This is a genomic window from Paenibacillus sp. FSL H8-0122, from assembly GCF_038005345.1.
Taxonomy (GTDB): domain Bacteria; phylum Bacillota; class Bacilli; order Paenibacillales; family Paenibacillaceae; genus Paenibacillus_AQ.
Map to the genome: position 1 here is coordinate 7229984 of NZ_JBBOTB010000001.1, position 25994 is coordinate 7255977.

The following is a 25994-nucleotide window of genomic DNA, read 5'->3' on the forward strand; positions in this document are numbered from 1 at the left end:
CAAAAATGAGATATTATTGAGACCTTAATGAGAACTTTCCGCAATTCGTTTAGCCTATGATGGATAAATAGGTTTCTGAAGTGTGGGGAGGAATTAACAATGAATTATAAAAGAAGATTATTAGCGAGTGTCGTATTAATAGAAATATTGTTAGTTGGTTGTAGTCGGGTTAGTAACATATCTTCTTCTGATCCAGCCCAGACCGCTAGGCCGTCTGTGACTGAGCCGATCCAAACCGAAAATGCTGATAACGATTCAGGAGAGATGGACAATCCAGAGAAGCAACAAGGTGAACTGTTAAGTTACACTGATGAGCAAAAAAACGAAATCCTTACTGCTGCGAAGAAAGCTGGACTTAGTAAAGTGTACATACCCACAATTGGCCTGGGTGTTGATGACTACCTGCATAGCGTTAAGGCCGCAGAAAATGAAGTTAATCTCTCGTTTATTCGTGGTTTAATTACGGAGTCCTCCAGTGAGCTTGAACCGTTACATGAAATTGAAACAACAAGAAAAGTTCAGCTTACTCAAACCATAACGGGAAACTGGATTAAGGAAAAAGGGGACCAGGAGTTTTTATATTTTGAGGTTGATGGAATTTACTTTAGTATGAAATCTGCCAAGGAAATTGATCCAGAGGCTTATGAAAAGGCGGTTGCTTCAATGACTGTGTTGGAGTAGCTTAACACTTGAACTATGAATCTGCTCTACTTAAGCAGGCCCATGAACTTGTTCATGGGCCTGTTACATTTCTCTCTGTGGCATCTATCCGCCAATCTGCGACATGCGGCGGGCGGTGGGGGTGTGGCTCTGGGCTTTGTGCTCCAGGGCCAGGGCCATTTCATGGTTATGCGGCTTGTTGCCGAGCGCCTCGCGGAACAGGGCCTGTACCGCCGCAGGGTCGCTGATCAGCGGGCGCACATTATATTCGTCCTGCCAGTACAGGCAGGCTTTGATGTTGCCGTCGGCAGTCAGGCGCAGGCGGTTGCAATTGTCGCAGAAATGCTCGCTGACCGGATGGATCAGCCCGAAGGTTCCCTTCGCGCCGGTGATACGCCGGTTCTGGGAAGGGCCATTCCCGGAGGGCATGTCGGCCTCCTCGGTGGTCCAGCCAGCTTCCTTGCAGGCCTCTACTACAGTCTCCAGCGGCAGATAGGTCTGCCGCCAGGCATCGCTGGCGCTGCCGATCGGCATGTATTCAATGAAGCGAACATTGAGCGGGCTGTTCAAGGTCAAGGCGATGAAATCCTTAATCTCGTCATCGTTAATGCCTTTCATCAGCACGACATTCAGCTTGATCGGGGACAGTCCAGCGGCTTCTGCGGCTTCAATTCCCTTCAGCACCTTGGCAACATCGCCGCCACGGGTAATCATCGAGAAGCGGTCCGGCCGCAGCGAATCCAGGCTGATGTTCACCCGGGACAGCCCGGCCTGCTTCAGGATAGCCGCTTTGGCTGGCAGCATCAGCCCGTTCGTCGTCAATGAGATATCTTCAATGCCGGGTATAGCGGAGATCATGGCTACCAGCTTCTCCAGATCCTTACGGACCAGCGGTTCGCCCCCCGTCAGCCGGACCTTCCGCAGGCCCAGGGGCGCAAGCGCCTCCACCACAGCGGCAATTTCCTCGTAGCTCATAATCTCGTCCTGCGGCTGGAATTGCATTCCTTCGGCGGGCATACAATAGATACAGCGCAGGTTGCAGCGGTCTGTAACCGAGATACGGAGGTAATCATGTATGCGTCCAAAAGGGTCAGTCAGCGGCTCCATAGCGTTGCTCCTTCACCTGTTGATTTTAGTTTAAATTTTAAAGAAAGCAGCCCGCTGCGTCAATGCACAAGCGGACAATCTAAAGCATAGGGGGACAGAAGGCCAAAGCAGCAGCCTAATTATGACAAAAGTGCGACAATTCCAGGGAATGGTCATAGAATGCTCACCGAAAGCGCTTATCAATTTCGATATAATTTAGGTGCGGAAGATTCAAACTTTAGAACCTTTTACTTTTGCGAAGCACAGCTATGATACCGGAAGGCTCAGGCGGCGATCCCTAAGGATACCCCGGGTATCCGGCAAACTATGTAGGGAGGATTTGCAAAATGACCATACCAACTGTTCCATCGCTTGTCGTGCCGGAGGCTTGCAGCCGCTGGCTGGAGAGTCGGGGATTAATATATCAGCTGCTGGTGGACTTCTATGGAAGAAAACCATCACTCTCACTGGTCGCCCAGTGGAGCCGTAACCGTGAGATGAGTGTCGCTGCGGAGATGACCGAAGGCGGCCGTGAATTGAAGCGTTACCTGTGCAGCCAGGAGCCGTCGATGCTACCGGCCATCTGTGAGAAAGAGAAACTCGAATACAAACGTCTGATGAATGAGCGGGCCGTCAGCTCCTTCGTGGCCCGTGAAGCGGCTCAGCTGGGCCGTGAGGAAGAATTCTGCAACGTGCTCTCGGATGTGTACGCATCGGCGGGCATTGTCTTCAAGAAGTGCAGCGGTGAAGCCGACGACCATATTGCCATTGAGCTGGAATTCATGGCCGTGCTGCATGAACGGATGCTGTACAACAGCTTCTCGATCCGCAGTGCGATGGAGCTTCTGGAGATTCAGGAGCGATTCCTTGAGGAGCATCTACTGAAGTGGACTCCACAATTCTGTGCGAGAATGAACGCTGCCACCGACAGCCCGCTGTATCTGGGACTCAGCCATATGCTGGAGGAATTCCTGCCGCAGGATCTTCACATGCTGCGTGCCTGGAAGGCTTCGCTGGAGAGCAGTGCGGCGGCGATGGCTTAATAAGTAACCATTCTCAATCAAAAAGGCGCCCTTCCATCAACCGGAAGGGCGCCTTATTTCTGCTCGTGGGATCTTGAACTTAAGCTTTCACTTGATAGGTCATGATCCAAAGAAAAAACAAAAAGCGTGTAGGATCGGAGGGGGATTTTGGAACTGTAGGAGCGGTAGCGTCCGCCTTTGTCTCCGGATTTCTACCGCAACAAGCGGTCTAAATCAGGAAATCTGGAGACAACAGCGGCCGGAAGTCCAAATATCCACTGTAGTGACGTCTGAGCTTTACGCTATGTTCTTACAATCAGCTCTTATAACTGAAACTGAAGTTCATCCCTTATTTATTCGTAAGTCTTCTTACTCCGAAACTTCATCAGGAACTCATACACCACCGGTACAACGACCAGGGTCAGGAGCGTGGAGCTGACGAGACCGCCGATGACGGTTACGCCAAGCCCCTTGGAGATGATCCCGGCACTGTTCTCCAGGCCGGTAACCAGTGGCAGCAGGGCGCCAATGGTCGCTAGCGCAGTCATGAGAATCGGGCGAAGGCGGGTAGCCCCGGCCTCAAGCAGCGCCTTGCGGGTAGACATTCCCTCTTGTTCCTTATGGATTACGCGGTCAATTAAGACAATCGCATTGGTGACCACGATCCCGATCAGCATCAGTGCACCCATCAGTGCCGAGACGTTCAAGGTCTCGCCAGCGAGGAGCAGGGCGACAAGAGCGCCGATAACTGTGAACGGCAGCGAGAACAGGATGGCGAACGGTGCCAGACCACCGCCGAAGGTGACTACAAGCACGAAGTATACAATGGCTATAGCCGCCAGCATGGCGATGCCAAGCTGCCCGAAGGTCTCATTAATCTGCTCGGTGACTCCGCCGAAGGTGATGGTCACGCCGTCCGGAAGATCAAGGGCATCTATTTTGTCCTCAACGGCTTTGGATGCACTATTAATGTCACTGGAGATAATGTCGGCGGTGACCTCGACCTTCATTTTGCCGTCTTCACGGGTAATGGAATCCGGGGACTGGCCCTGTTCAATGCTTGCTACCTCGCCAATCGGTACAGTAATGCCCAGTGGAGAAGTGAGCGTGGCGGCCTTCATTTCTTCAATACTATTGTAGGAATCCTTGTCCGTCTCAATGTAGACCTTGTAATTCTTGCCGTCCAGCTCTACCTCAGTCAGTACAGGCCGGGTTCCGTCGGGGCTCAGCTTCATCGCAAGCTGTCCGGCTGTTAAGCCCAGTGAGCTAAGCTTAGCCTGGTCAGCCACGATGGTGTATTGTTCATAGGCTTCGGAGAGGCTGGTCTTCCCGTCTTTGAAGTTCTTGGTATCTGCCTGAACAACTCCGGCAATTTCATCGGCTACCGGTTTGAGCTGCTCCAGCGTATCGCCGTAGATGTTGACAGTAAGGGTACTGCCGCCCAGTCCGCCTCCGGCCATGCCGGACAAATCGCCCCACACGCCATCCGGCACCTCTTGGCTTAAGCCTTCAATTAACTTCTCCTTCACGGTATCGAAATCAGGCGTATTGCTGTCATACGTGACATAGAACAAGCCTGAATTGCCTGAGCCCATTCCGAACGGGCCGCTGCCGCCGATGGAATATTGCATTTTGTCCAGATGCTGCTGGGCCAGAATGAACTTCTCAGCCTTCAGGCCCTGCGCCTTCACATCCTCCAGCGTCTGACCGGCCTTCGGGGAGAAGGTAAGCGTAACATTCTTCTCCTTCTGGGAAGGCAGGAAGCTGACGCCGATCGGCTTGATCAGGAACAGACTGCCTGCCAGCAGCAGAACAGCAACACCCAAGGTGATCAGCTTATGCGAGAGACACCAGTCCAGGATTCGGACATACCCGCCCGCCAATGCGCCGGGCTTGTCTTCGTGGCCCTTTTTCCCCTTCTTGAGTCCATTACGGAACAGGGTATGGGCCAGTGCAGGCACCAGGGTAATGGCAACCACCAGTGAAGCCAGCAGCGCGAATACCATAGTGAGGGCAAACGGCAGGAACAGCTCACCGACCATACCGCTGACAAAAGCGAGCGGCAGGAAGACGGCAATCGTCACAATGGTTGAGGACATAATCGGCACAAACATCTCACGGGTAGCCGCGCTGATCAGCTCTCTGCCGCGAAGCTTCTCGCCGGTCAGCGTAAGCCGCCGGAAGATGTTCTCAATGACCACGATGGAGTCATCGACTACCCGCCCAATGGCCACGGTCATGGCGCCGAGTGTCATCATGTTCAGCGTAATATCCATTTGCCGCAGGCATAATACTGCAATCAGCAGTGATAATGGAATCGAGATAATAGAAATAATGGTAGAACGGATATTGCGCAGGAACAGCAGGATGATAAGCACGGCGAACAGGGCGCCGAAGGCAGCCTTGGACAGCATCGTGTTCACGGAATCCTCAATCGGCTTGCCTTGATCCAGCAGTACGGTGAGGTCCATCGACTTGTATTGTTTCTTCAGTTCTTCTGTCTTGTCCTTGACTCCGTTCACGACATCGACGGTGTTGGCATCATTGGCCTTCACAATCTGAATCCCGATCGATTCCTTGCCGTTGGTGCGGGAGATTGATTCCGATTTTCCGACCACCTCGATAGTGGCAAGCTCACTCAGCTTCACCGTCGGCAGCCCGGTCATGGCGCCAGCGCCAGCGCCGTTATTGCCAGCCGCAGCATTGGTGCCGCCAGCAGCACTAGCACCACCTGAAGCTGCACCGCCTGCCTCCCCGGCTCCCGCACCGGCAGCTCCTGCTCCGGCAGCGCCAGGGGCGGAAGGAACCAGCGGAATGCTGACATTCTGCAAGTCCTCCACCGTAGTGATGTTGCCGTCAACCACAACAGCCTTCTGTGACTTGTCCATCTCGAACAATCCGAGCGGCACCCGCAGGGAGGAGGCTTGGATGATGCCTTTGATCGTATCCTCGGTCAGTCCGTACTGCTTCAGCTTCTCCTGATTGAACTTCAGGGACACTTCTTTGACATATTGTCCGGCAATCTGCACAGAGGCGACGCCTTCGATATCCTCCAGCGCCGGGCGGATATCATTCTCGGCAACCCGGGTCAGCTCCTCCAGATCGCCGGAGCTCTCATCAGAGATGCTGAGGGAGATGACCGGCAGCGAGCTGAGGCTGAAGCGCGAGATTTGCGGCTTTTGCACCTCATCCGGCAGCTTCACCTCGTTCAAGGCTTCCCGTACTGCTGCTGTGGCATTGTCCAGGTTCGTGCCGTAGTCGAACTCAATGGTGACGCTGGAGGCGTTCTCCAGAGAGGTGGAGGTCAGCATCTTCACGCCGTCTACGTTGCGGAGCTTCTGCTCCAGCGGCTTGCTGACGTCATTCACGACCCCTTCGGGTGCGGCTCCGGGATAAATAGTAGTAATGCTGAGATAAGGGATACTAATGTTAGGCAGGGTCTCCTGCTTCATAGTCAATCCGCTGTACAGACCGGCGAAGACAATAATGATCGTCAGCAGCCAGACGGCGAATTTGTTGCGGAGCGAGAAATTAATTAGGCTTTTCATCAGTAAAAAGAACCTCCAGTACATTTAATCTTGATATTACAGGCGTGCCGCATCTGCGCTTCGCTTAATGAAATCCGCAGGAAGTGTGCATATAAGGAGCGAATACTTTCTTCAATTGACTTAGCTCGCCGGATAGCCCGGGGTACCCCTCAAGATTGGCCAGCATCCCTTGAATGATCGCTTTACGGGGCTGGGAGGTTAGGATCTCGTTCTCCAGAATGCTTAGGGACTCCAGGCCGTCTTCGGCATGCTCGTGGTGTATTCCGTCCGCTTCACTGAGCAGGAGCTTCATCGCCTTAATCAGCTGAAGCGGGCTCTGGCGCGGTCCTTCTCCTTGACCCTCGGCCCATCCGGCGAGGACTGCGGAAGAGATCAGAGGAGCGGGCTTTCCTGCAAGCAGGCCGGAGACCATAATGTCCAGCCAGTCGACCAGCCGGTCAGCCAGCTCAGGGATGGAGACAACAGTCTCCTGACCGAACAGCAGCTTGATGCTGGAACTGATCATGCCGTGGCTGAGCACGCACAGCTCGCCTGCATAGGGCAGAATCTCTGGGCCGTACATGAGCTCCAGCTTCTGCTGGAACCAGCGCAGCAGGGCAGCGTTGTTCTGCTTCACCCAATCGGGAATCTCGGCTACACCCCGGCCGGCCACCTCCTGGAATTGGCGCTGCAGGAATTCGCGCAGCTCGTATACATGACTAAGCAGTATTTCGAGCTGGTTCCGCAGCTTCTCCCTGGGCTCTATGCCTGCTGCCTGCTCCTCCTGCTGCAGCGGATCATGAATCATCCGGAAGCAGTAGATGTATATACTGCGCTCCAGCTCCTCTTTGGATTTGAAGATCAGATACAGACTTCCTTTGGAGATCCCGCATAATTCGGCAATCTCCTGCATGGAGGTGGAGGAGGAGCCTTTTACAGCGAACAGCTGCATGGCGGTCTTAATGATTTGTTCTTTTTTGGTCATGCTTTTAGCGGTCAAGGCGATATAGGCCCCCGTTCTGACTAGACAGTTCTGTATTTGACTGATTGGTCAGTGAGATTATATTATATATCCTGCAGCAATACAAATTTGCAGGTTTCAGTAGGAAGAAACGGATTCTTCATGTAAGATATAAATGTGTCATTTTGGTGAGAATCGGCGGAATGAGAAGGTAGGGTACATATGAGAAGAGGACTGCAGGCTATGGTCATCATAGCGGCTATGCTGGCTTTCTATTATTTTGGATTTGGGATTTTCGGCAGTACAGCCGGAACCATTATCAGTATATTTTCGACATTGACGGTCATCTCTGTCGCGCTGGGGATCTTCATGGAGAACCGCAATCCCTCCACCACAGTGTCCTGGATTCTGCTGCTCGCGCTGATCCCGGTGCTGGGGCTGGTGTTCTATTTCCTGTTCGGGCAGAATGTATTCAAGCGGCGCAAGTATGACAAGAAGGCCCAGCGCGACCTCATGGCCTATGAACGGATTGAGAACGATGCGTTGCGGATGCACCAGGACTGGTCGGTGTTCAGCCCCTCGCAGCAGAAGCTGCTGGGCCTGTCCCAGCGGCTCGGTCGCACGCCGATCTCCTTCAATTCAGAGTCGCGCATTCTGACCAACGGGGAAGAGACCTTCGGGACACTGCTGCTGGAGCTGCGGCAGGCGCAGCATCATATCCATATGGAATATTATATTTTCCGGGCGGATCATATCGGCACGCGCATTCAGCAGATTCTGATTGAGAAAGCCCGCGCGGGCGTTGCAGTCCGGTTCATGTATGATGCGGTCGGGAGCATGCAGCTCTCCAGAGCCTTCCTTAAGGAGCTTAGTGATGCGGGGGTGCAGGTGGCTGCTTACGGCAACTCGACCTCCTTTTTCTCCAGCAGGGTGAATTACCGCAATCACCGCAAAATCGTGGTCATCGACGGCGATGTCGGCTTCATGGGCGGGCTGAATGTAGGGGATGAGTACCTGAGCCGCAGCAAGACCTACGGGTTCTGGCGGGATACACATATGCTGCTGAGGGGCGAAGCGGTGCGGACGATGCAGATTATCTTCCTGCAGGACTGGATGCACACCACCGGCGAGAAGATCCTGGAGCAGGATTACCTCTCCCCGCAGCTTCGCTTCACTACCGGAGACGGGGCGGTGCAGATTATTGCCAGCGGCCCGGATAATGAGCGGCGTGCGCTCAAGAATATTTTCTTCTCCATGATTACTACAGCGGAAAAATCCGTCTGGATTGCCAGTCCCTACTTCATCCCCGATGAGGATATACTGACTGCGCTGCGTGTGGCGGCTATGTCGGGGCTAGATGTCCGCCTGCTGTTCCCGGCCAAGCCGGATAAATGGATTCCGTTCCTGGCCTCCCATTCCTACTTCCCGGCGCTGCTGGAGTCCGGCGTGAAGATCTATGAATATGAGAAGGGCTTCATCCACTCCAAGCTGCTGATTGCAGACGGGGAGATTGCTACGATCGGAACAGCGAACATGGATATGCGCAGCTTCCATCTTAATTTCGAGGTGAACGCGCTGCTGCTGCAGACCGAGAGTGTCTCGCGCATTGTCGCAGACTTCGAGCGTGACCTGCAGTCCACGCGGCAGATTGTCCATGAGACCTTCATGGAGAAAAGACTGCTGGAGCGGCTGCTGGAATCCGCAGCCCGGCTGATGTCTCCGCTGCTGTAAGCGGACAAGCGGACAAGCGGACAACAAAAAAACGGTACCGTCCTTTTGTGGCGCTGTACCGTTTTTTGTTTTTAGGAAATTATGATTTTCTTCTGTTTTGGATAAGTGGCGTGCAGGCGGATGGCCCGAATGTATGTGAAAAACAGCATACATTGTGCTCGCATGCAGGCGGATGGCCCGAATGTATGTGAAAAACAGCATACATTGTGCTCGCATGCAGGCGGATGGCCCGAATGTATGTGAAAAACAGCATACATTGTGCTCGCATGCAGGCGCATGGCCCGAATGTATGCGAAAAACAGTATACATTGTGCTCATATGTAGGCGCATGGCCGAATGTATGTGAAAAACAGCATACATTGTGTTTGCGCGCAGGTATTTTATTCACCCGTCTAGGGTGAAATGTGTTCTTTTCCCATTCAGAAGGTAGTGAAGCCAAGCCGGGTCTGTATCCGGTAGAGGATGTATTTCAACCAGGTGACCTCACTCTGATATTCCGTGAGCGGCAGGCTGTATTCAGCGCCCTCGTTGTTCCATAGCCGGTTGAAGTAGCCCTCCACCTCCGCATACAGCGGCTGTTCCCGCGGAACGGATACATAGAGGTCATTCTCCAGGTTATAGTCGTCCAGATTACGGGCTGTGAAGTTCGTTGATCCGCCCAGCAGGGTAGAGTCGCCTGACGCCTTGGCAATGAACATCAGCTTGCTATGATACTGCTCCTCGCCTGTATTGTACCAGCGGATTAGAATATTTCCTTGAGAGCGGCGGTCCAGGTCCATGGCAACGGGACGGTTCGGGATGCCGATTTTGTCCCGTCCGAAGGCATTCTGGTTGGGATCAAGCAGCAGCCTCACCTGGGCGCCCCGTGCATCTGCGGCAAGCAGGGCATCAATAATTCCGTCATCCGCCAGATAGAACATACCCATCCAGATGACATCCCCGGGTCCTGCCGCAGCGATCCCATCCAGGGCATATTTGTATACCTTGCCTTCGGTCAGATAGCGGACTTCAAGCGAAGGTTCCCCGGATGCGGCAGCGGGCGTTTTGAATTCAGGAGGCTTGCTCAGCAAGGGACCGGCTCCCGAGAGATTAGCCGCCGCCTGCTCACTCCGCAGAATATCCTCCTGGATTGGACCCTGCACCTCCAGGGCAATGTTGGAATGATAAGCGCTGGCATCATGCACATTGCCGGAGGAGATCAGGGCAGTGTTCTCGCTGAGCACGACCTTGCGGTGGTTCGCTTTGACATTGAGCAGCTTCAGGTAGGAACGTGCGGTAATGTCCGGTCCTCCGCTGGCCATCAGATTCGGAATCCAGCCGGTGCCGGATTGTCCGAACCACTGGATGAAGGTGCGCCAGACCGCAGAATAGGCAGGAGTCGAGTCCCGCAGACCGTCTACATCCGTCATGATGATCTTAATACCGGCGGCTCTCATCTCTTCCAGGAGGGCATTAGGCGCAGAGCCGTAATTCGTATTCACCTCATCGGTGATGAAGACGATCTCCATCGCAGGATGGGCGGCTTTCTGGGCAAGCAGCTTATCGGTAAGCTGTCTGCTGACAGGGGGGAACTGCTGGTCTGTATGGGTATAGTTATTGAACAGGAACAGATCGATCACGAGGAACTGTCTGGACTCTTCAATAATCTGCAGGATTCGGGGCAGAATCTGTTCTTCCCTTGCCTGCTTCCCGCTGTTGTCCTGGTAAGTCAGATCATGCCAGAAGGCGACCGTATTCACCTTATACGCAGGACTCTCCGCAGAAAGTCCGGGCGGCAGCGGCTTATGGGTCTGATAGATCATCACCCCGGCCAGCCAGAGGAGAAGAAGGGTCAGGGCCATCAGGAGTCTGGAGCGGCGGCGCAGGAAGAACTGCCATTGGCGCTTGTGGCGGGATGGCGTAATGGCGCCGGAAGCCAGCGTGATATGTAACTGTTCGGGTGTGACGGGACGGCGGCCTTGATTCATAATAATCCTCCTGGGTCTGCTGCGGGGCCAGAGCGGCTCTAGTGTGGCCAGCATTGTAAATACCTATAACGCCCGCTAAGGAGAAGTGAAGCAGCTGACGGCAAAATCCCTGAAAAATCTAGTGTTACAATAAGCGCTCCATTTCATCCGCACCGTACCATGGAGCTGCATCATACAAGTTCTGGTGACATAACACAGATGCAATTGTATAATGAGTGTAAATAATTTGTATAAGGTTTGAATCTTCAAATGTATTCAGTGTAAACAGGAAGGCAGTGAGATCCATCGTGTATTCCATCAAACAGGTCGTCGAAATGCTCGATATTCCCTCTGTCACTCTGCGGGCGTGGGAGAACCGGTATCAGGCTGTCGTCCCGGAACGTACCGAATCCGGCTATAGGCTGTACAACCAAGAGAATATTGAGGACCTTCGCTGGTTGAAGGAACAGACCGATAAACAGGGCATCAGTATCTCACATGCCGTGCGGATGCTGAAGCAGCATAAGCAGAAGGACCTGGATGAGCGTATGTCCGTTGCGGGCGGGGATCCCAAGGATGCCTTGGACAAAATGAGGCAGCAGATCTATGCAGCGCTGCTCGACATCCAGGGCGAGCGGGCGGATGCCCTGATCGATTTCGGGTTCTCCCTGTACGGCTATGAGGCGATGGTCCATCAGGTGCTGGTGCCTGTTCTGGTGAAGGTTGGCGATGCCTGGGAGCAAGGGACGGCAACCGTGGCCCAGGAGCATTATATGACACATATGATCTCGAACCGGCTGTCCCAGTTCTTTCACGTGTTCCCGGTGTATGCCCATCTGCACAAGGTGCTTGCTTTCTGCCCGGCAGGAGAGCATCACCAGGTCGGCCTGCTGCTGTTCTCGCTGTTCCTGCGCAGAAACGGGGTTGAAGTGATCTATCTGGGGGCCAATACCCCCGAGGACGGTGTGATGGAGCTGCTGGAGAAGCAAGAGCGGATCGGAGCTGTCTGCCTATCCGTTACGAATGGTACGCTGGTCCCCTATACGGAGGAGCTGCTTGAACGGCTCGGCAGCTTGTACCCGGAGATGCAGCTCATCGCGGGCGGTAAAGCTTATGAGGCAATCAGCCTCCAGGATACCAACGCCACCTATGTGATGGCGGAGCCGCCGGAGAAGTGGCAAGCCTGGTTCGATCAGGAATATGTCACAACCCGGCATAGAGCGTAGCAAATATAGCGGATTTTAATTGAAGTAGATTCCATAGGAACCGGTCAGAACCCTTGTACAGGGCTGGCCGGTTCTTTTGCTGTGGACAAGTCTAGCAACCAAATTGCTGGAAGTCTGGCAGATGATATTTACATGGCCCGGCAAAGTATGTATGATATTTGTATCACTATTGTATAGTTTTTGTATAATGTTTGAACGAAGGAGGACGTTGCTTGATCCGAACCACAGATACCGCAAAAGTCGCAGTAATTGGCGCAGGACCGGGCGGGCTGGCCGCCGCCATGCTGCTTGCCGCCGAAGGATATGAAGTCGATCTCTATGAACAACAGGCAGAAGTTGGCGGAAGATCAGGCGAACTGAAGCTGGGAGACTACCGTTTTGACCGGGGAGCCACCTTCTTGATGATGCCGCATTTGCTGGAGGAGCTGTTCACTCTGGCAGGGCGTTCGGTGCATGACTATGTCTCGCTTACAGAGCTTGATCCGCTGTATTCACTGCATTTTGGAGATACCGTATTTACGCCCTCCACGAACCAGGATCAGACGGCTGAGGAGATTGAGCGGCTGTTCCCCGGCAACGGCAGCGGCTACCGCCGGTTCATGGCAGAAGAAGCCGATAAGCTGGAGCGGGTGATTCCGCTGCTGCAGCGTCCGTTCCAATCGTTAGGGGATTATGTTAAAAGAGATGTGTTCCACGCGCTGCCCAAGCTGAACGCTACAGACACCGTGTATAACCGGCTGTCCCGTTATTTCGATGATGAACGGCTGCGGTTCTCGTTCTCGTTCCAGGCCAAGTATCTGGGGATGTCGCCTTGGGAATGTCCGGGCACCTTCACGATTCTGTCGTACATGGAGCACCGTTACGGCCTGTACCATCCGTCTGGCGGCATTAACCGTGTGCTTCAGGCTATGGCTGAGGTCATCCAGGAGCATGGCGGGCGGGTGCATACCGCAAGCGGAGTGAAACGCATTATCGTCAAGGACGGGCAGGCCGCAGGCTTGCTGCTGGAGAACGGGGAGAAGGTGGATGCGGATTATATTGTGATTGGAGCAGACTTTGGCTCTGCGATGACACAGCTGTTCGAGCCCGGGCTTCTGAAGAAATACACTCCTGCCAAGATTGCCCGCAAAAGATATTCCTGCTCCACCGCCATGCTCTACCTCGGTGTGGATGGAGAGGTGGACCTCAGTCATCATTCGGTTCATTTCGCGGACGATTACCGGCGTAATGTCAGAGAGATCACGGAGCTGGGCGTGCTGTCAGAGGATGCTTCTATCTATATCCATAATCCGTCAGTCATCGATAAGACACTGGCGCCTCCCGGTAAGTCCTCGCTCTACGTGCTGATGCCGGTGCCTAATCTGAGTGCCGATATTAACTGGGAGCAGGAGCGTGAGGAGGTAGAGAACTGGATGATGGAGCGGCTGCAGCAAATTCCGCAGCTGGCGGGAATCGCCGGACGCGTGGAAGAGAGCCTGTTCTTCTCCCCGCTGGACTGGCAGAACCAGCAGAATGTATATAACGGGGCCACCTTCAATCTGGCCCATAATCTCGGGCAGATGATGCATCTGCGGCCGCATAATACCTTCGAGGAGGTGCGCGGCATCTGGCTGGTCGGCGGGGGAACCCATCCGGGCAGCGGCCTGCCGACGATCTTCGAGTCGGCCAAGATCAGCGCACGGCTGCTGCGGGAGCATGACCAGGCTGTGCGGAGGCGGTTCAACGTACAGGCGGGTGCGCCCGGCGCAGGTGCGGGGGTTCCGTTATGAGCCGAATTGCCATCGTAGGCAGCGGAATCGGCGGGCTGACGGCAGCGCTGCTGCTTACCCGTCAGGGACATGAGGTGGTGATCTATGAACGGGCACCCCAAGCGGGCGGGCGAGTGGCCTTTGAAGAGCAGGACGGCTACCGGATTGACCGCGGCCCTACCATCGTGCTGCTGCCGGAGATGCTTCTCGGTATTCTGGAGGAAGGCGGCCTTCCGCGATCCAGCCTGGAGCTGCTGCGCTGTGATCCGCTCTACCGGGTTCACTTCAGAAGCGGGCGGGTGCTGACCAAATTCGCAGATGCGTCGGCGCAGGAGGAGGAGATTGACCGGCTCTATCCCGGAGAGGGCAAGGGCTTCACCCGGTTCATGAAGGACATGTCAGTGCTGTATCCGCAGGGGCGGACGTCGTTCCTGGAGCGGGGGTATGCCAGCGGGCGGGAATTCTTCAGTCCGGCTAACCTGTCGCTGATGGTTCGCCTGCGTGCTTACCGGAATCTGCGCTCTGCTATCGGGCAGTATTTCCGCAACGAGGAGCTTAAGGATGCGTTCTCCCTGCAGAGCCTCTATATTGGAGGAGCACCCTTCCGCACACCCGGTATCTACACCATGCTTCCTTACGCCGAGCATGCCTTCGGCATCTGGATGCTGAAGGGCGGATACGGGACGCTGCCGCAGATCATGGCCCGGGAGCTGGAAGACCGCGGAGTACAGATTCATACGGGCGCTGAGGTGGAATCCTTGCTTGTTGAAGGAAGCCGCTGCTGCGGAGTTGTTGTTCAGGGGCAGTCGATTCCTTATGATGCCGTTCTGTACAATGGAGATTTCCCGAATGTGGAGCAATTGCTGCCGCCTGGTGTGTTCAAGCAGGAACGGGCGCTGGGTGTGACAGCGGATAAGGGCAGACACATATCGGCCAAGGCCATAAAACGCGGAAGCTGGAAGCCCTCCTCGGGCTGCCTGCTGATCTATGCGGCCACGGATAAGCAGTGGCCGGAGTCGCTGGTGCACCAGTTCTTCCTGCCGGACAGTCTGAACAGCAGCCTGCATGAGCTGTTTGACCGGGGACAAATCCCCCAGGATTCATCTTATTATGTATTTAATCCGGTAGCGCTGGACGACAGTGCAGCTCCTCCTGGACAGAGCGTGCTGTATTTCCTTGTTCCCGTCCCGGCGGCGCCGGATAAGAACTGGGAGGAAATAGCCGGAGCACTAGCCGACAAAGTCATGGCAGATGCCGAGAAGCGGGGCTTCCCCGGGCTTGCCGCGAGTGTGATCTGGCGCAGGCTGAGAACACCTGCCGATGCGCAGCAGGAAGGAATGTATGGCGGGGGCAGCTTCGGTATTGCACCGCTGCTGAGCCAGTCGGGGGTATTCCGGCCCCAGCCGAAGCCTTATCCGCTCAAGGGGTTGTATGCCGCAGGTGCTTCCGTCCATCCGGGCGGCGGTGTGCCGATCGTGATGCAGGGAGCGAAGCTTGCCGTTCAGGAAATGATAAAGGAGATGAGCGTACATGGATGAAAGGATACTGCAGCAATGTGAGGAACTGATGAAGAAAGGGTCCACTTCGTTCCATAAGGCGTTTGATGTTCTGCCAAGTCCCAGGCGTGAAGCGGTGCATGTGATTTATGCCTTTTGCCGGATTATAGACGATAGTGTGGATGAGCCGGAAGGCGCGCCGTACAGCATTCATGAGCTGCGGGAGCATTTCATGAATCTGGAGCAGGCGGACGGGCATTTCATCTGGCCGGCTCTGCGCTGGCTGTTCAGCAGCTTCCCGCAGCTTCAGCGTGAGCCGTTTCTTTTGCAAATGGAGGGACAGCTTAGAGATCTTACCTTCACAGCCTATGACACGATGGAGCAGCTTAAGGATTACTGTTATCTTGTAGCGGGAACGGTAGGGGAGATGCTGCTGCCTGTTCTGCGGGATGATCAGAGTGAAGCGGCACGGACATCGGGAATTGCGCTGGGGATAGGAATGCAGCTGGTCAATATCATCCGCGATGTGGGTGAGGATCTCCGAAGAGGACGCAGATATGTGCCGCTTGAGGTGATGGAGGGACATGGCTACAGCCAGCAGGAGCTGGAGAACGGGGAGGTCAATCACCGTTTTACTGCCGTTATCCAGGAACTGCGGACAGAAGCGTTGGACTGGTTCCGGCGAGGGCTGGAGCATGTGCATACGTATCCTTTGGAGAGCGGCCTTGCCATTGAACTTGCCGCATCCTTCTATGCTGCTATTCTGGATGCTGTGGAGGCAGACGGGTATGATGTTTTCCGCAAAAGATCCTATGTCACCGATGAAGCCAAGCTCCAGCTGTTCCAGCGTACGGTTGTGCGTTATGCCGGTGCAAGAACTGCGGTGGTCTAACGATGGTCCGAACCCTTTTTTGGATCTGGTATACCATCGGTGCGCTGCTGCTGATCGTGTTCGGAATTCCGGACAGCCTGAAATTCTCTAACGGATTATTTCTCGTATTCTATGGTGCCTATGGGCTGGACTTATTAATCAAGGGGCAGTTCAAACCCTTCATGTCTGACTGGTCAGTCAATTCTTCGGGAGGCCGGATGACCAAGCGATTCTGGTATGCTGCTGCTCTTATCTGGTTAGGCGGAATGGCGGTGGAATGGGTAGGCGTGCATTCCGGCCGGTTGTTTGGGGATTATAATTATTCTACTATTCTCGGGCCTTTATTATTTGGTGTGCCGGTTACACTGGGCTTCGCCTGGATTGCCGTTGTGTGCAATGCCGTGCTGATCAGCCATGATTTCGGACAGCGCGGCCTCCGGCTCCTGCTGCTGCGGGCCGTGCAGGTCGGCTTTTGGACGGTCCTGATGGATCTGGTGCTCGATCCTGTTGCCCATGCCAGGAACTTCTGGCATTGGGAGGGCGGCGGGGGCTTCTATCAGGTGCCCTGGAGCAATTTCGGCGGCTGGCTGATTGCAGGTGCTGCCTTGTCCATGCTGCTCCCGGCTGTTCCGTTCACCCGGCTGGCTGCCCGCCGGGGTACCCGCCTGTATCAGGCGATCCTGATCCTGTTCGGCCTGATCAGCCTGACAGAGGGATTGCCTGCCTGCGCGGTGATCGCCGGGGCAGGTGCCGCTTTGGCCGAAGGGAGTCTACGCTATGTTGGAAGCCGTTCCATCGGGAAGGTTTGACTGGTTATTCTACCGTTATAATTCCTTCTATCTGCTGCGCAGACATTTCCACTTCCTTGGAATCAGCGGAGAGCTTCAGCCCGCTGCCGCTGCCGGGCGGGGGATTCTCTACCTCATGAATCACAGCTCGTGGTGGGACGGCCTGCTGGCCTATCACGCTGCAGGGAAGCTTCCGGGGAAGCGGCATTATTTCATGATGGAAGAGGAGCAGCTGCGGAAGTATGCCTTCTTCAGGAAGCTCGGCGCCTATTCCATTAACCCCGGCAATGCCGGGGATGCGCGGGCTTCTCTGCGGTATACTGCCGGACTGCTGCAAAAGGGTGAGAGTGTCTGGATGTATCCCGAAGGCGAAATCCGGCCGCTGGAGCACCGGCCGCTGAGTCTGAAGGAAGGGGCGGCCCTGGCGCTGCGGCTCAGTCCGGGGTCGGCCGTAGTCCCAGTGACGCTATACCACGGCCTGTTCCGGCATACCAAGCCGGAAGCTACGCTGCTGGCCGGTGCACCGCTGCTGCTGCCTTGGGCGGAGATGGACCGCTCAAGTGTAGCCCGTAAGCTGGAGACTGTTCTTGGCGGACAACTGGAGTCACACCGCAGCAGAGTGCTTAACCATCAAGGCTATATGCCGGATGAATTCAGGCCGCTGCTCCGCCGGGGGAGATCTACCAATGAATGGCTTGACCTGCTGCGGCCGGGCGGTGGGAGCGGATGAACGTATTCTTTCAGGCTGTAACCGGTATTGTGCTGCTCCAGCTATTGTTCGCAATATGGAATGCAGCGCAGCTCCCCAAGCTGGGGGCAGCACCAGGAGCAAGAGCGGCGCAGGCGCTGTCAGCAAAAGCAACGGCATCCTCACGGGCCTTGAGCTTATCGGTACTGATCCCCGCCCGGGATGAAGCGGATAATATTGGGGACTGCCTCTCCTCTGTGCTGGCCTCAAGCACCGGCGTAATCGGGGTGGAGATTATTGTACTGGATGATTCATCCACTGACGGAACGGGGGCTATTGCCGCAGCAGCGGGCAACGGAGTACGCGTTCTGAAGGGAAGAGAGCTGCCGGAGGGCTGGCTGGGCAAGTCCCATGCCTGCGCTCAGCTTGCAGAAGCGGCAGGCGGAGACTGGCTGCTGTTCCTGGACTCAGATGTCCGTCTTCAGCACGGGGCGCTTCAGGCGGCGCTTTCTGCTGCCTACGCTGCGGGCGGCGGCATGATTACCGGCTTCCCCCGGCAGATGACCGGAACCTGGCTGGAGCGGCTGGTTGTTCCCCTGATGGTCTTCACCATCATCTGCCACCTGCCCATTCCGCTGGTCCGCGGCTCCAGAGATCCGCGCTTTGTTGCGGCGCATGGAGGCTTCATCCTGATTCACCGGGACAGTTACGACAGCTGCGGCGGGCATGAGGCCATCCGCAGCGAACTGGTGGATGACATGGCGCTGGCCCGTGCCGTGAAGCGGTCGGGCGGGATGGTGACGCTCATGGATGTTACGGAGCAGGTGTTCATGCGGATGTACCACAATGCCCGGCAAGTATGGAATGGCTACCGGAAGAATATCTATGCCGGTATCGGCCGCAGCCCGTTGCTGCTGCTGGGTGTGCTTATTGCATATCTGTCGCTGTATGCTGTGCCCGCCGCCGCCGTTCTGTACTATGCCCTAAGCGGACAGCCCGGTGCGGCGTTCTGGCCCGCTACTGCGCTACTTGCGGGTCTGGCCGTGAAACGGACTAGTGATGCTGCCGGTCGGCAGCCGTTCTGGTTCTGTCTCCTACTCCCGGCGAGTGTACTCTGCCTGTCGCTGATTGCTGTGGCGTCCTGGCGCGGAAGCCGCACGCGCGCAGGCTATGAATGGAAAGGAAGGCGTTATGGATGAAACCGAAGGCAGTGATCATAGGCGCCGGATTCGGTGGGCTGTCCTGTGCGGTCACCCTTGCCGCTGAAGGCTGGGAAGTCACTGTGCTGGAACGTCAGCAGCATCCGGGCGGCAAGCTGCAGCGTGTGCAGGCAGGGGGTTACACCTTCGACCGCGGCCCAAGTACAATTACGATGCCCCATGTCTTCCGCTCGCTCTATGAGCTTGCGGGAGCCCGCATGGAGGATTATGTCCAGCTCTATGAGCTGGAGCCGCGTACCCGCAATGTATTCGCAGACGGCAAGATTGTCGATTTTTCAAGGGATACCGGGCGAATGCAGGAGCAGATGGCCTCCTACAGCCCGGCAGATGCTGCGCGGTTCCCGGAGTTTCTGGCTGAAGCGTCGCGGCTGTATCAGCTAAGCGAGAAGCAGTTCCTGAACAGGCTGCTGCTATCCTGGAGAGATAAGCTCTCCCCTTCGCTTGTGCGGGATCTGGTGCGCGTAAGGCCTTTTCTCAGCCTACATGGCTTGCTGCTCCGCTACTTCAGTCACCCGCATACCCTGGCTATGCTTGGCCGCTATGCCACCTATGTGGGATCATCGCCGTATCGCTCCCCCTCCATCTTCGCCATGCTTGGTCATCTGGAGATTCAGGAGGGCGTATATGGTGTGAAGGGCGGCACCTATGAATTAATCAGCGGTCTGTCTGCACTCGCCCGGAATTTGGGCGTACGGTTGATTACAGGCACAGAGGTGACGGGGATTTCCGTAATCTCCGGTGCGGTGGAAGGTGTGGATACGACGCAAGGCTTCTACCCGGCCAAGACCGTGATTGCCGGTGGCGATGTCCTGAGCATCAACCGGATGCTGCTTCCTGAAGCAGTCCGGCCGGGAATGACGGACCGCAGGATTGAAGCTTACGAACCGTCCCTGTCCGGGCTGGTAACGCTGGCAGGCGTGCCGCGCACGTATGATAAGCTGCTGCATCATACGGTATTTTTCCCGGAGAACTATGAGCAGGAATTCAAGGATATCTTCGGGCATAAGCGTCCGCCGCAGCAACCGACAGTGTATGTATGCCACTCCGGTTATTCCGAGCCTGAGATGGCGCCTGCGGGCGGCAGCAACCTGTTCATTCTGGCTAATGCGCCTTATCTGAGCCCGGCCTGTGACTGGAGTGAGGAGAGGGATGCGTACGGGGAGCGGGTGATTTCTGTACTGGAGAGTCACGGTGTGAGAGGGCTGTCGTCCGCAGATGTGCTGGAGCGTTACACCCCGCAGGATATCGCCCGCGATACGCTGGCACATCAGGGGGCCATTTACGGGATATCCTCCAATACGGTGAAGCAGACCTTCTCCCGCCCGGGCAACCGTTCCAGGGATGTTAAGGGACTGTGGTATGTAGGCGGAACCACGCATCCAGGCGGGGGAACCCCTGTGGTGTCCTTGTCGGGCAGGCTGGTGGGCGAATATATTGCAAGCCATGTATGAAGAGTGAGGACCCCGCCAGCGTTCAATGGCCAAGCGGGGTTGTGCTACAGTTGTGCTATAATGGAAGGTAATTGTGGAGCGGGATATATTGCAAGTAGATGAATAACTCGTAGAGTGACTTTGTTGCTGAATGTATGCTAAAAACCGAATACAATCGGCTGGTACAACGGCGCATAGGCCAATGTATGTGGAAAACAGCATACATAGTGTTCGCAGACAGGCACATGGCCGAATGTATGTGGAAAACAGCATACATTGTGCTCGCAGGCAGGCGTATGACCGAATGTATGTGGAAAACAGTATCCATTGTGCTCGCAGGCAGGCGTATGGCCGAATGTATGTGAAAAACAGTATCCATTGTGCTCGCAGGCAGGCGTATGGCGGAATGTATGTGGAAAAGAGTATACATTGTGCTCGCAGGCGGGTATATGGCGGAATGTATGTGGAAAAGAGTATACATTGTGCTCGCAGGCGGGCGTATGGCGGAATGTATGTGAAAAACAGCATACATTGTGCTCGCAGGCAGGCGTATGACCGAATGTATGTGGAAAACAGCATAGATTGTGCTCGCAGGCAGGCGTATGGCGGAATGTATGTGGAAAACAGTATAGATTGTGCTCGCAGGCGGGTATATGGCGGAATGTATGTGGAAAACAGTATACATTGTGCTCGCAGGCGGGTATATGGCGGAATGTATGTGGAAAACAGCATACATAGTGCTCGCACACAGGCACATGGCCCGAATGTATGTGGAAAACAGCATAGATTGTGCTCGCAGGCAGGCGTATGGCGGAATGTATGTGGAAAACAGTATAGATTGTGCTCGCAGGCGGGTATATGGCGGAATGTATGTGGAAAACAGTATACATTGTGCTCGCAGGCGGGTATATGGCGGAATGTATGTGGAAAACAGCATACATAGTGCTCGCACACAGGCACATGGCCCGAATGTATGTGGAAAACAGCATACATTCTCTGTAGGGTGATGTTGTTATAGTGTGAGAAATAGTGCAGCAGAAACGGAGGAAGACAGCATGAATGATATGCCGCGAAACGGTGTGCCGCAGAGCGCTGTGGAGCAGTTAGGCACATATGCCCAGCAAGGGCAGCAGACAGCAGGCTCAGGTCCTTCCGGACATAAATCTCTGCTGCCCGACTCCAGAACCGGGGAACGGAAGATTGAGCATGTACGGCTCTGCCTGAATGAAGATGTGGCAGGCAGCGGAATTACAACCGGGTTCGAGCAGTACAGGTTCCGCCATAACGCGCTGCCGGAGCTGGATTACGATACCATCTCACTGGGTACTGAGTTCTTAGGCCGTACGCTGCGTACCCCGCTGCTGATCAGCTCCATGACCGGGGGGAGCACGGCTACAGGGAAGATCAATGAGCGGCTGGCCGAAGCGGCGGAGCGCCGGGGCTGGGCGCTTGGCGTCGGCTCGGTGCGCGCGGCTGTAGAACGCGCGGAGCTGGCGGCTACCTTCCATGTGCGGGCCAATGCACCCACAATTCCGGTCATTGCCAATGTCGGAGCCGTGCAGCTGGCCTACGGCTTCGGGGTAGAAGAATGCCGCCGGGCGGTTGAGATTGCCGGAGCGGACTGGCTGGTTCTCCATCTGAACGGGCTGCAGGAGGTATTCCAGCCCGAGGGTGACACCGGCTTCGGTTCCCTGCTGCAGCGGATAGAGGCATTGTGCCGGAGCCTTGAGATTCCAGTGGGGATCAAGGAGGTCGGCTGGGGGATTGACGGCGATACGGCTGCCCGGCTGTATCAGGCGGGTGCTGCCTTCATTGATGTTGCCGGAGCAGGCGGCACTTCGTGGAGCCAGGTGGAGAAGTTCCGCAGCATTGATCCGGTACGGCGTGCGGCTGCGGAGGCCTTCGCCGACTGGGGGATTCCCACGGCGGAGTGCATTGCCGAGGTCCGCGCGGTCTCCCCGCGCGGGGCGTTGATCGGCAGCGGCGGACTGAAGCACGGCGTTGATGCCGCCAAGGCGCTGGCCCTTGGCGCTGATCTGGCAGGCTTCGGACGGGGGCTGCTGGGTCCGGCCGTCAGCTCCGAGGAGGCGCTGGATCAGGCGCTGGCCCAGGTGGAGCTGGAGCTGCGGACAGTGATGTTCGGCATCGGTGCACCGGACCTTGCCGCGCTGCGCGGAACGCCGCGTCTGGTCCGGCGCTGAGCCAGGCTTGCTTTTATAATCAGAACCGAAGGAAGGTATCCAAATGACGATTACATTGGTCCCGATGGACGAAACTGCGTTTCAGTCGTTCTTGAAGCAATCTACCCGCGACTACGCAGAAGAGAAAGTACAAGCCGGTGCCTGGGATGCAGATACAGCATTAGCGCAGGCCCAGGAATCGATGAATCGCTACCTGCCGCAAGGCCTCAATACGGCGGGAGCTTATTTCTATTCGGTAGTAGAGGAGACTTCGGGGACTCAAGCCGGTTATCTCTGGTTCAACGTGACCGAGAACCGCGGGGTGCGGGAGGCGTTCATTTATGACATTTATATCTTTGAGCCGTTCCAGGGCCAGGGCTATGGCAAGCAGACACTGCTCCTGCTGGATGAAGAAGCTAAGAAGCTGAAGGCGGCCAAGATCGGCCTGCATGTCTTTGGGCATAACGAACGTGCCTTCGGGCTATACAAGAAAATGGGCTTCCAGGTTACAGACATCACGATGTCCAAGACGCTGTAGGCTGCAGGCGGAAAGTAGCACCAGGCAGGCATAAGGTTCTGCACAGCACCAGCCGAATTAACTGGACTCCTCAAGGAGTCTTTTTGCATAAGGGGCAGTGTTCGGGAGTAAGTGCGGCGGTCTGTGAGCCAAGGATTCACTGAAAAACGAACAAAATGGGACTGGCGCAACGTGTAGGCTGGATGTAGTCGAAAAACCGACCACAATTGGAGCGGGCACGCCGTGTAGGCCAAATGTAATTGATAAACCGACCACAACGGGCAGCGCCAAGTAAATATTTTTTACCCGGTAAGATGAGTTTGGCTGCCCGCCCTTGACATCCGCTGTTGCTGGAGAATTTGTTCTAATATATAATGGTTTGAGATCAGTTCGGGATTTCATGCGGTGATCAAACCAACCGAAAATAGGAGTTGTCATATAAATGGCTTTGAAAGCAGGTATCGTTGGACTTCCCAACGTAGGCAAATCGACATTATTCAATGCAATTACACAAGCGGGCGCAGAATCCGCCAACTATCCGTTCTGCACCATCGACCCGAACGTCGGGGTTGTAGAAGTACCGGACGAACGTCTGGATAAGCTGGTGGAGCTGGTACAGCCGAACAAGACGGTTCCGACCGCTTTTGAATTCGTCGATATTGCCGGACTGGTGCGCGGTGCGAGCAAGGGCGAAGGCCTGGGCAACAAGTTCCTGGCCCATATCCGCGAGGTGGATGCCATTGTTCATGTGGTGCGCTGCTTCGTCGATGAGAACGTGACCCATGTGGACGGCAAGGTGAATCCGATCAGCGACATCCAGACGATTAACCTGGAGCTGATTCTGGCTGACCTGGAGAGCGTGGAGAAGCGGATTGAGCGTTCCCGCAAAAATATCAAGGGCGGCGACAAGAAATACGCCCAGGAAGTAGAAGTACTGGAGCGCGTGAAGGAAGCCCTGTATCAGGACCAGCCTGCACGCAGTCTGGAGTTGTCTGACGATGAGCGCCAGATCGTGCGTGATCTTCACCTGCTCACCCTGAAGCCGGTGCTGTATGCGGCGAATGTGGGCGAGGATGAAGTGGCGACTGCCGAGGAGAATCCTTATGTGCAGCAGGTCCGTGAATTCGCAGCAGCCGAGAATGCTGAAGTCGTGCCGATCAGTGCCAAGGTGGAAGCGGAGATTGCAGAGCTGGAAGGCGAAGACAAGGCGATGTTCCTGGAGGAGCTGGGTCTGCAGGAATCCGGGCTTAACCGTCTGATCAAAGCGGCTTACAAGCTGCTGGGTCTGTACACTTATTTCACTGCGGGTGTTCAAGAGGTTCGTGCCTGGACTATCCGCAAGGGCACTAAGGCCCCTGGAGCAGCGGGCGTGATTCACACTGATTTCGAGCGCGGTTTTATCCGTGCGGAGGTTGTGGCTTACACCGATCTGGTGGCGGCAGGTTCAATGAACGGTGCCAAGGAACGCGGGCAGCTGCGTCTGGAAGGCAAGGAATATCTGGTGCAGGACGGCGACGTTATGCATTTCCGGTTCAACGTATAGATACTTTTCGCTTGTTATAGAGAGGCCATTCAGGAGTAGAGGTACTTGCTTGCTGGATGGTTTCTTTGCGTCATTCGGACTGGGTGCCGGTGTATAAGCTGGCCGGAGGCTCAACATCATAAGATCATACAGAATCTTATTTTAAAAAAATCCCCGGCCTGCCGCATGTACTGTAGCCAATTGAGGCTTGTGGTGGTATAATATAAAGTCGTATATCTACTTCAGTTGTAGCAACAATTTAAAGTAATAATGAACGAAGAATTTGAATCAGGAGAGGTGAATTCCCTTGTTGGACCGATTGCAATCCCTGGCGGACCGCTATGAGAAACTCAGTGAACTGCTATGTGACCCGGATGTTGCAAGCGACAGTAAGAAACTGAGGGACTATTCCAAAGAACAATCCGACTTGCAGCCCGCCTTCGAGGCGTATAGCGAATATAAGAACGTAATGGAAGAGCTTGAAGCCGCGAAGATGATGCAGGCCGAGAAGCTTGATGATGAAATGAAAGAAATGGTCAAGATGGAGATCGATGACCTGTCCGAGCGCCAGGCCGTTCTTGAGGAGAAGATTCGTCTGCTCCTGCTGCCTAAGGACCCTAACGACGACAAGAACGTAATCGTGGAAATCCGCGGCGCAGCCGGCGGGGACGAAGCGGCCTTGTTCGCCTCTGACCTCTACCGGATGTATACCCGTTATGCCGATACCCAGGGCTGGCGCGTAGAGCTGATGGATGTGAACACGAATGATCTCGGCGGCTTCAAGGAAGTCATCTTTCAAATTACCGGGCGCGGCGCTTACAGCAAAATGAAATTTGAAAGCGGCGCACACCGTGTGCAGCGCATCCCTACCACAGAATCCGGCGGACGTATCCATACCTCTACCTCTACCGTTGCCGTAATGCCGGAAGCGGAAGATTTCGAAATCGAGATTCATGACAAGGATATCCGTGTCGATACCTTCTGTTCGAGCGGCGCGGGCGGACAGTCCGTTAACACGACCAAATCAGCAGTACGTGTAACCCATGTACCTACGGGGATCGTGGCTACCTGCCAGGACGGCAAGTCCCAGAACTCCAATAAGGATAAGGCGCTGAAGGTGCTGCGTACCCGGATCTCGGATTTGAAGCGGCAGGAAGAGGAAGCGAAGTATTCCGGAGAACGTAAAAGCAAGGTGGGAACCGGTGACCGCAGTGAGCGTATCCGTACCTACAACTTCCCGCAGAGCCGTGTGACGGATCACCGGATCGGCTTAACCCTTCACCGTCTGGATCAGGTGATGAACGGGGATATTACCGAGATTATCTCGGCACTGTCAATTGCGGAACAAGCAGAATTGATGGAAAAAGGAGAATAA

The 25994-nt window shown here is 55.3% G+C and carries 19 protein-coding genes; 15 read left to right on the top strand and 4 right to left on the bottom strand.

All coding sequences use genetic code 11. The features are described 5' to 3' along the window. The first annotated feature begins 99 nt into the window (after nucleotides 1-99). Nucleotides 100-681: a hypothetical protein gene (locus NSS64_RS31085; RefSeq protein WP_340946504.1), complete on the top strand. Its 582-nt coding sequence runs from the start codon at nucleotides 100-102 to the stop codon at nucleotides 679-681. Between the two features lie 84 nt (nucleotides 682-765). Here the strand turns inward: NSS64_RS31085 and moaA are convergent, their stop codons facing one another. Continuing rightward, the gene (gene moaA / locus NSS64_RS31090) at nucleotides 766-1767 is read right to left on the bottom strand and encodes a GTP 3',8-cyclase MoaA (protein WP_341142640.1); all 1002 of its coding nucleotides are present in this window, start codon (nucleotides 1765-1767) and stop codon (nucleotides 766-768) included. 326 nt (nucleotides 1768-2093) lie between these two features. Here moaA and NSS64_RS31095 point away from each other — a divergent pair, with 326 nt between their 5' ends. Further along, entirely contained in the window at nucleotides 2094-2789 is a 696-nt protein-coding gene (locus tag NSS64_RS31095; RefSeq protein WP_036726172.1) for a TorD/DmsD family molecular chaperone, read from the top strand. A 332-nt stretch (nucleotides 2790-3121) separates the two neighbouring features. Here NSS64_RS31095 and NSS64_RS31100 read toward each other — a convergent pair whose 3' ends face one another. Both NSS64_RS31100 and NSS64_RS31105 read right to left on the bottom strand, forming a co-directional pair. Continuing rightward, nucleotides 3122-6316, bottom strand: a complete 3195-nt coding sequence (locus NSS64_RS31100) for an efflux RND transporter permease subunit (RefSeq protein WP_341142641.1) — start codon at nucleotides 6314-6316, stop codon at nucleotides 3122-3124. Between the two features lie 64 nt (nucleotides 6317-6380). Continuing rightward, nucleotides 6381-7295 (bottom strand): TetR/AcrR family transcriptional regulator, encoded by a 915-nt coding sequence (locus tag NSS64_RS31105; RefSeq protein ID WP_340994750.1) that lies wholly within the window; start codon nucleotides 7293-7295, stop codon nucleotides 6381-6383. A 183-nt stretch (nucleotides 7296-7478) separates the two neighbouring features. Here NSS64_RS31105 and cls point away from each other — a divergent pair, with 183 nt between their 5' ends. Further along, on the top strand, nucleotides 7479-8987 hold the full coding sequence (gene cls / locus NSS64_RS31110; protein ID WP_076080844.1) for a cardiolipin synthase: 1509 nt from the start codon (nucleotides 7479-7481) through the stop codon (nucleotides 8985-8987). 419 nt (nucleotides 8988-9406) lie between these two features. Here the strand turns inward: cls and NSS64_RS31115 are convergent, their stop codons facing one another. Continuing rightward, complete coding sequence (locus NSS64_RS31115) at nucleotides 9407-10954, bottom strand: phospholipase D family protein (RefSeq protein ID WP_341142642.1); 1548 nt, start codon at nucleotides 10952-10954, stop codon at nucleotides 9407-9409. 287 nt (nucleotides 10955-11241) lie between these two features. On the opposite strand from NSS64_RS31115, the gene NSS64_RS31120 reads away from it, so the two are divergent. The 12 genes from NSS64_RS31120 to prfA all read left to right on the top strand — a co-directional run bounded on the left by NSS64_RS31120 (nucleotide 11242) and on the right by prfA (nucleotide 25994). Then, nucleotides 11242-12159, top strand: coding sequence for a MerR family transcriptional regulator (locus tag NSS64_RS31120; protein ID WP_341142643.1), 918 nt, complete (start codon nucleotides 11242-11244; stop codon nucleotides 12157-12159). A gap of 281 nt (nucleotides 12160-12440) precedes the next feature. After that, a complete protein-coding gene (locus NSS64_RS31125; protein WP_445667864.1) occupies nucleotides 12441-13928 on the top strand; it encodes a phytoene desaturase family protein in 1488 nt (495 codons plus the stop codon). Next, nucleotides 13925-15445, top strand: a complete 1521-nt coding sequence (locus NSS64_RS31130) for a phytoene desaturase family protein (protein WP_341142645.1) — start codon at nucleotides 13925-13927, stop codon at nucleotides 15443-15445. The genes NSS64_RS31125 and NSS64_RS31130 overlap by 4 nt, the downstream gene beginning before the upstream one ends. After that, nucleotides 15438-16295 (top strand): phytoene/squalene synthase family protein, encoded by an 858-nt coding sequence (locus NSS64_RS31135; RefSeq protein ID WP_340946518.1) that lies wholly within the window; start codon nucleotides 15438-15440, stop codon nucleotides 16293-16295. The genes NSS64_RS31130 and NSS64_RS31135 overlap by 8 nt, the downstream gene beginning before the upstream one ends. 2 nt (nucleotides 16296-16297) lie before the next feature. Further along, nucleotides 16298-17083: a carotenoid biosynthesis protein gene (locus NSS64_RS31140; protein ID WP_341142646.1), complete on the top strand. Its 786-nt coding sequence runs from the start codon at nucleotides 16298-16300 to the stop codon at nucleotides 17081-17083. Next, entirely contained in the window at nucleotides 17052-17792 is a 741-nt protein-coding gene (locus NSS64_RS31145; RefSeq protein WP_341142647.1) for a lysophospholipid acyltransferase family protein, read from the top strand. Before NSS64_RS31140 ends, NSS64_RS31145 begins: the two co-directional genes overlap by 32 nt. Continuing rightward, nucleotides 17789-18949 (top strand): glycosyltransferase, encoded by a 1161-nt coding sequence (locus NSS64_RS31150; RefSeq protein ID WP_341142648.1) that lies wholly within the window; start codon nucleotides 17789-17791, stop codon nucleotides 18947-18949. The genes NSS64_RS31145 and NSS64_RS31150 overlap by 4 nt, the downstream gene beginning before the upstream one ends. Then, nucleotides 18946-20421, top strand: a complete 1476-nt coding sequence (locus tag NSS64_RS31155) for a phytoene desaturase family protein (protein WP_341142649.1) — start codon at nucleotides 18946-18948, stop codon at nucleotides 20419-20421. Before NSS64_RS31150 ends, NSS64_RS31155 begins: the two co-directional genes overlap by 4 nt. Before the next feature lie 1034 nt (nucleotides 20422-21455). Next, nucleotides 21456-22601 carry a type 2 isopentenyl-diphosphate Delta-isomerase gene (gene fni, locus NSS64_RS31160; RefSeq protein WP_341142650.1) on the top strand — a complete coding sequence of 382 codons (1146 nt, stop codon included), beginning with the start codon at nucleotides 21456-21458 and terminating at the stop codon, nucleotides 22599-22601. Between the two features lie 43 nt (nucleotides 22602-22644). Continuing rightward, nucleotides 22645-23118, top strand: a complete 474-nt coding sequence (locus NSS64_RS31165) for a GNAT family N-acetyltransferase (RefSeq protein WP_340994739.1) — start codon at nucleotides 22645-22647, stop codon at nucleotides 23116-23118. A 421-nt stretch (nucleotides 23119-23539) separates the two neighbouring features. Further along, nucleotides 23540-24640, top strand: coding sequence for a redox-regulated ATPase YchF (gene ychF / locus NSS64_RS31170; RefSeq protein WP_036726185.1), 1101 nt, complete (start codon nucleotides 23540-23542; stop codon nucleotides 24638-24640). A 286-nt stretch (nucleotides 24641-24926) separates the two neighbouring features. Further along, complete coding sequence (prfA, locus tag NSS64_RS31175) at nucleotides 24927-25994, top strand: peptide chain release factor 1 (protein ID WP_340946530.1); 1068 nt, start codon at nucleotides 24927-24929, stop codon at nucleotides 25992-25994.

Bases quoted from the DNA above. Each gene is read 5' to 3' on its own strand.
- NSS64_RS31085 (WP_340946504.1), top strand. From the start codon at position 100: ATGAATTATAAAAGAAGATTATTAGCGAGTGTCGTATTAATAGAAATA.
- moaA (WP_341142640.1), bottom strand. From the start codon at position 1,767: ATGGAGCCGCTGACTGACCCTTTTGGACGCATACATGATTACCTCCGT.
- NSS64_RS31095 (WP_036726172.1), top strand. From the start codon at position 2,094: ATGACCATACCAACTGTTCCATCGCTTGTCGTGCCGGAGGCTTGCAGC.
- NSS64_RS31100 (WP_341142641.1), bottom strand. From the start codon at position 6,316: ATGAAAAGCCTAATTAATTTCTCGCTCCGCAACAAATTCGCCGTCTGG.
- cls (WP_076080844.1), top strand. From the start codon at position 7,479: ATGAGAAGAGGACTGCAGGCTATGGTCATCATAGCGGCTATGCTGGCT.
- NSS64_RS31115 (WP_341142642.1), bottom strand. From the start codon at position 10,954: ATGAATCAAGGCCGCCGTCCCGTCACACCCGAACAGTTACATATCACG.
- NSS64_RS31125 (WP_445667864.1), top strand. From the start codon at position 12,441: ATGCTGCTTGCCGCCGAAGGATATGAAGTCGATCTCTATGAACAACAG.
- NSS64_RS31130 (WP_341142645.1), top strand. From the start codon at position 13,925: ATGAGCCGAATTGCCATCGTAGGCAGCGGAATCGGCGGGCTGACGGCA.
- NSS64_RS31135 (WP_340946518.1), top strand. From the start codon at position 15,438: ATGGATGAAAGGATACTGCAGCAATGTGAGGAACTGATGAAGAAAGGG.
- NSS64_RS31140 (WP_341142646.1), top strand. From the start codon at position 16,298: ATGGTCCGAACCCTTTTTTGGATCTGGTATACCATCGGTGCGCTGCTG.
- NSS64_RS31145 (WP_341142647.1), top strand. From the start codon at position 17,052: ATGTTGGAAGCCGTTCCATCGGGAAGGTTTGACTGGTTATTCTACCGT.
- NSS64_RS31150 (WP_341142648.1), top strand. From the start codon at position 17,789: ATGAACGTATTCTTTCAGGCTGTAACCGGTATTGTGCTGCTCCAGCTA.
- NSS64_RS31155 (WP_341142649.1), top strand. From the start codon at position 18,946: ATGAAACCGAAGGCAGTGATCATAGGCGCCGGATTCGGTGGGCTGTCC.
- fni (WP_341142650.1), top strand. From the start codon at position 21,456: ATGAATGATATGCCGCGAAACGGTGTGCCGCAGAGCGCTGTGGAGCAG.
- NSS64_RS31165 (WP_340994739.1), top strand. From the start codon at position 22,645: ATGACGATTACATTGGTCCCGATGGACGAAACTGCGTTTCAGTCGTTC.
- ychF (WP_036726185.1), top strand. From the start codon at position 23,540: ATGGCTTTGAAAGCAGGTATCGTTGGACTTCCCAACGTAGGCAAATCG.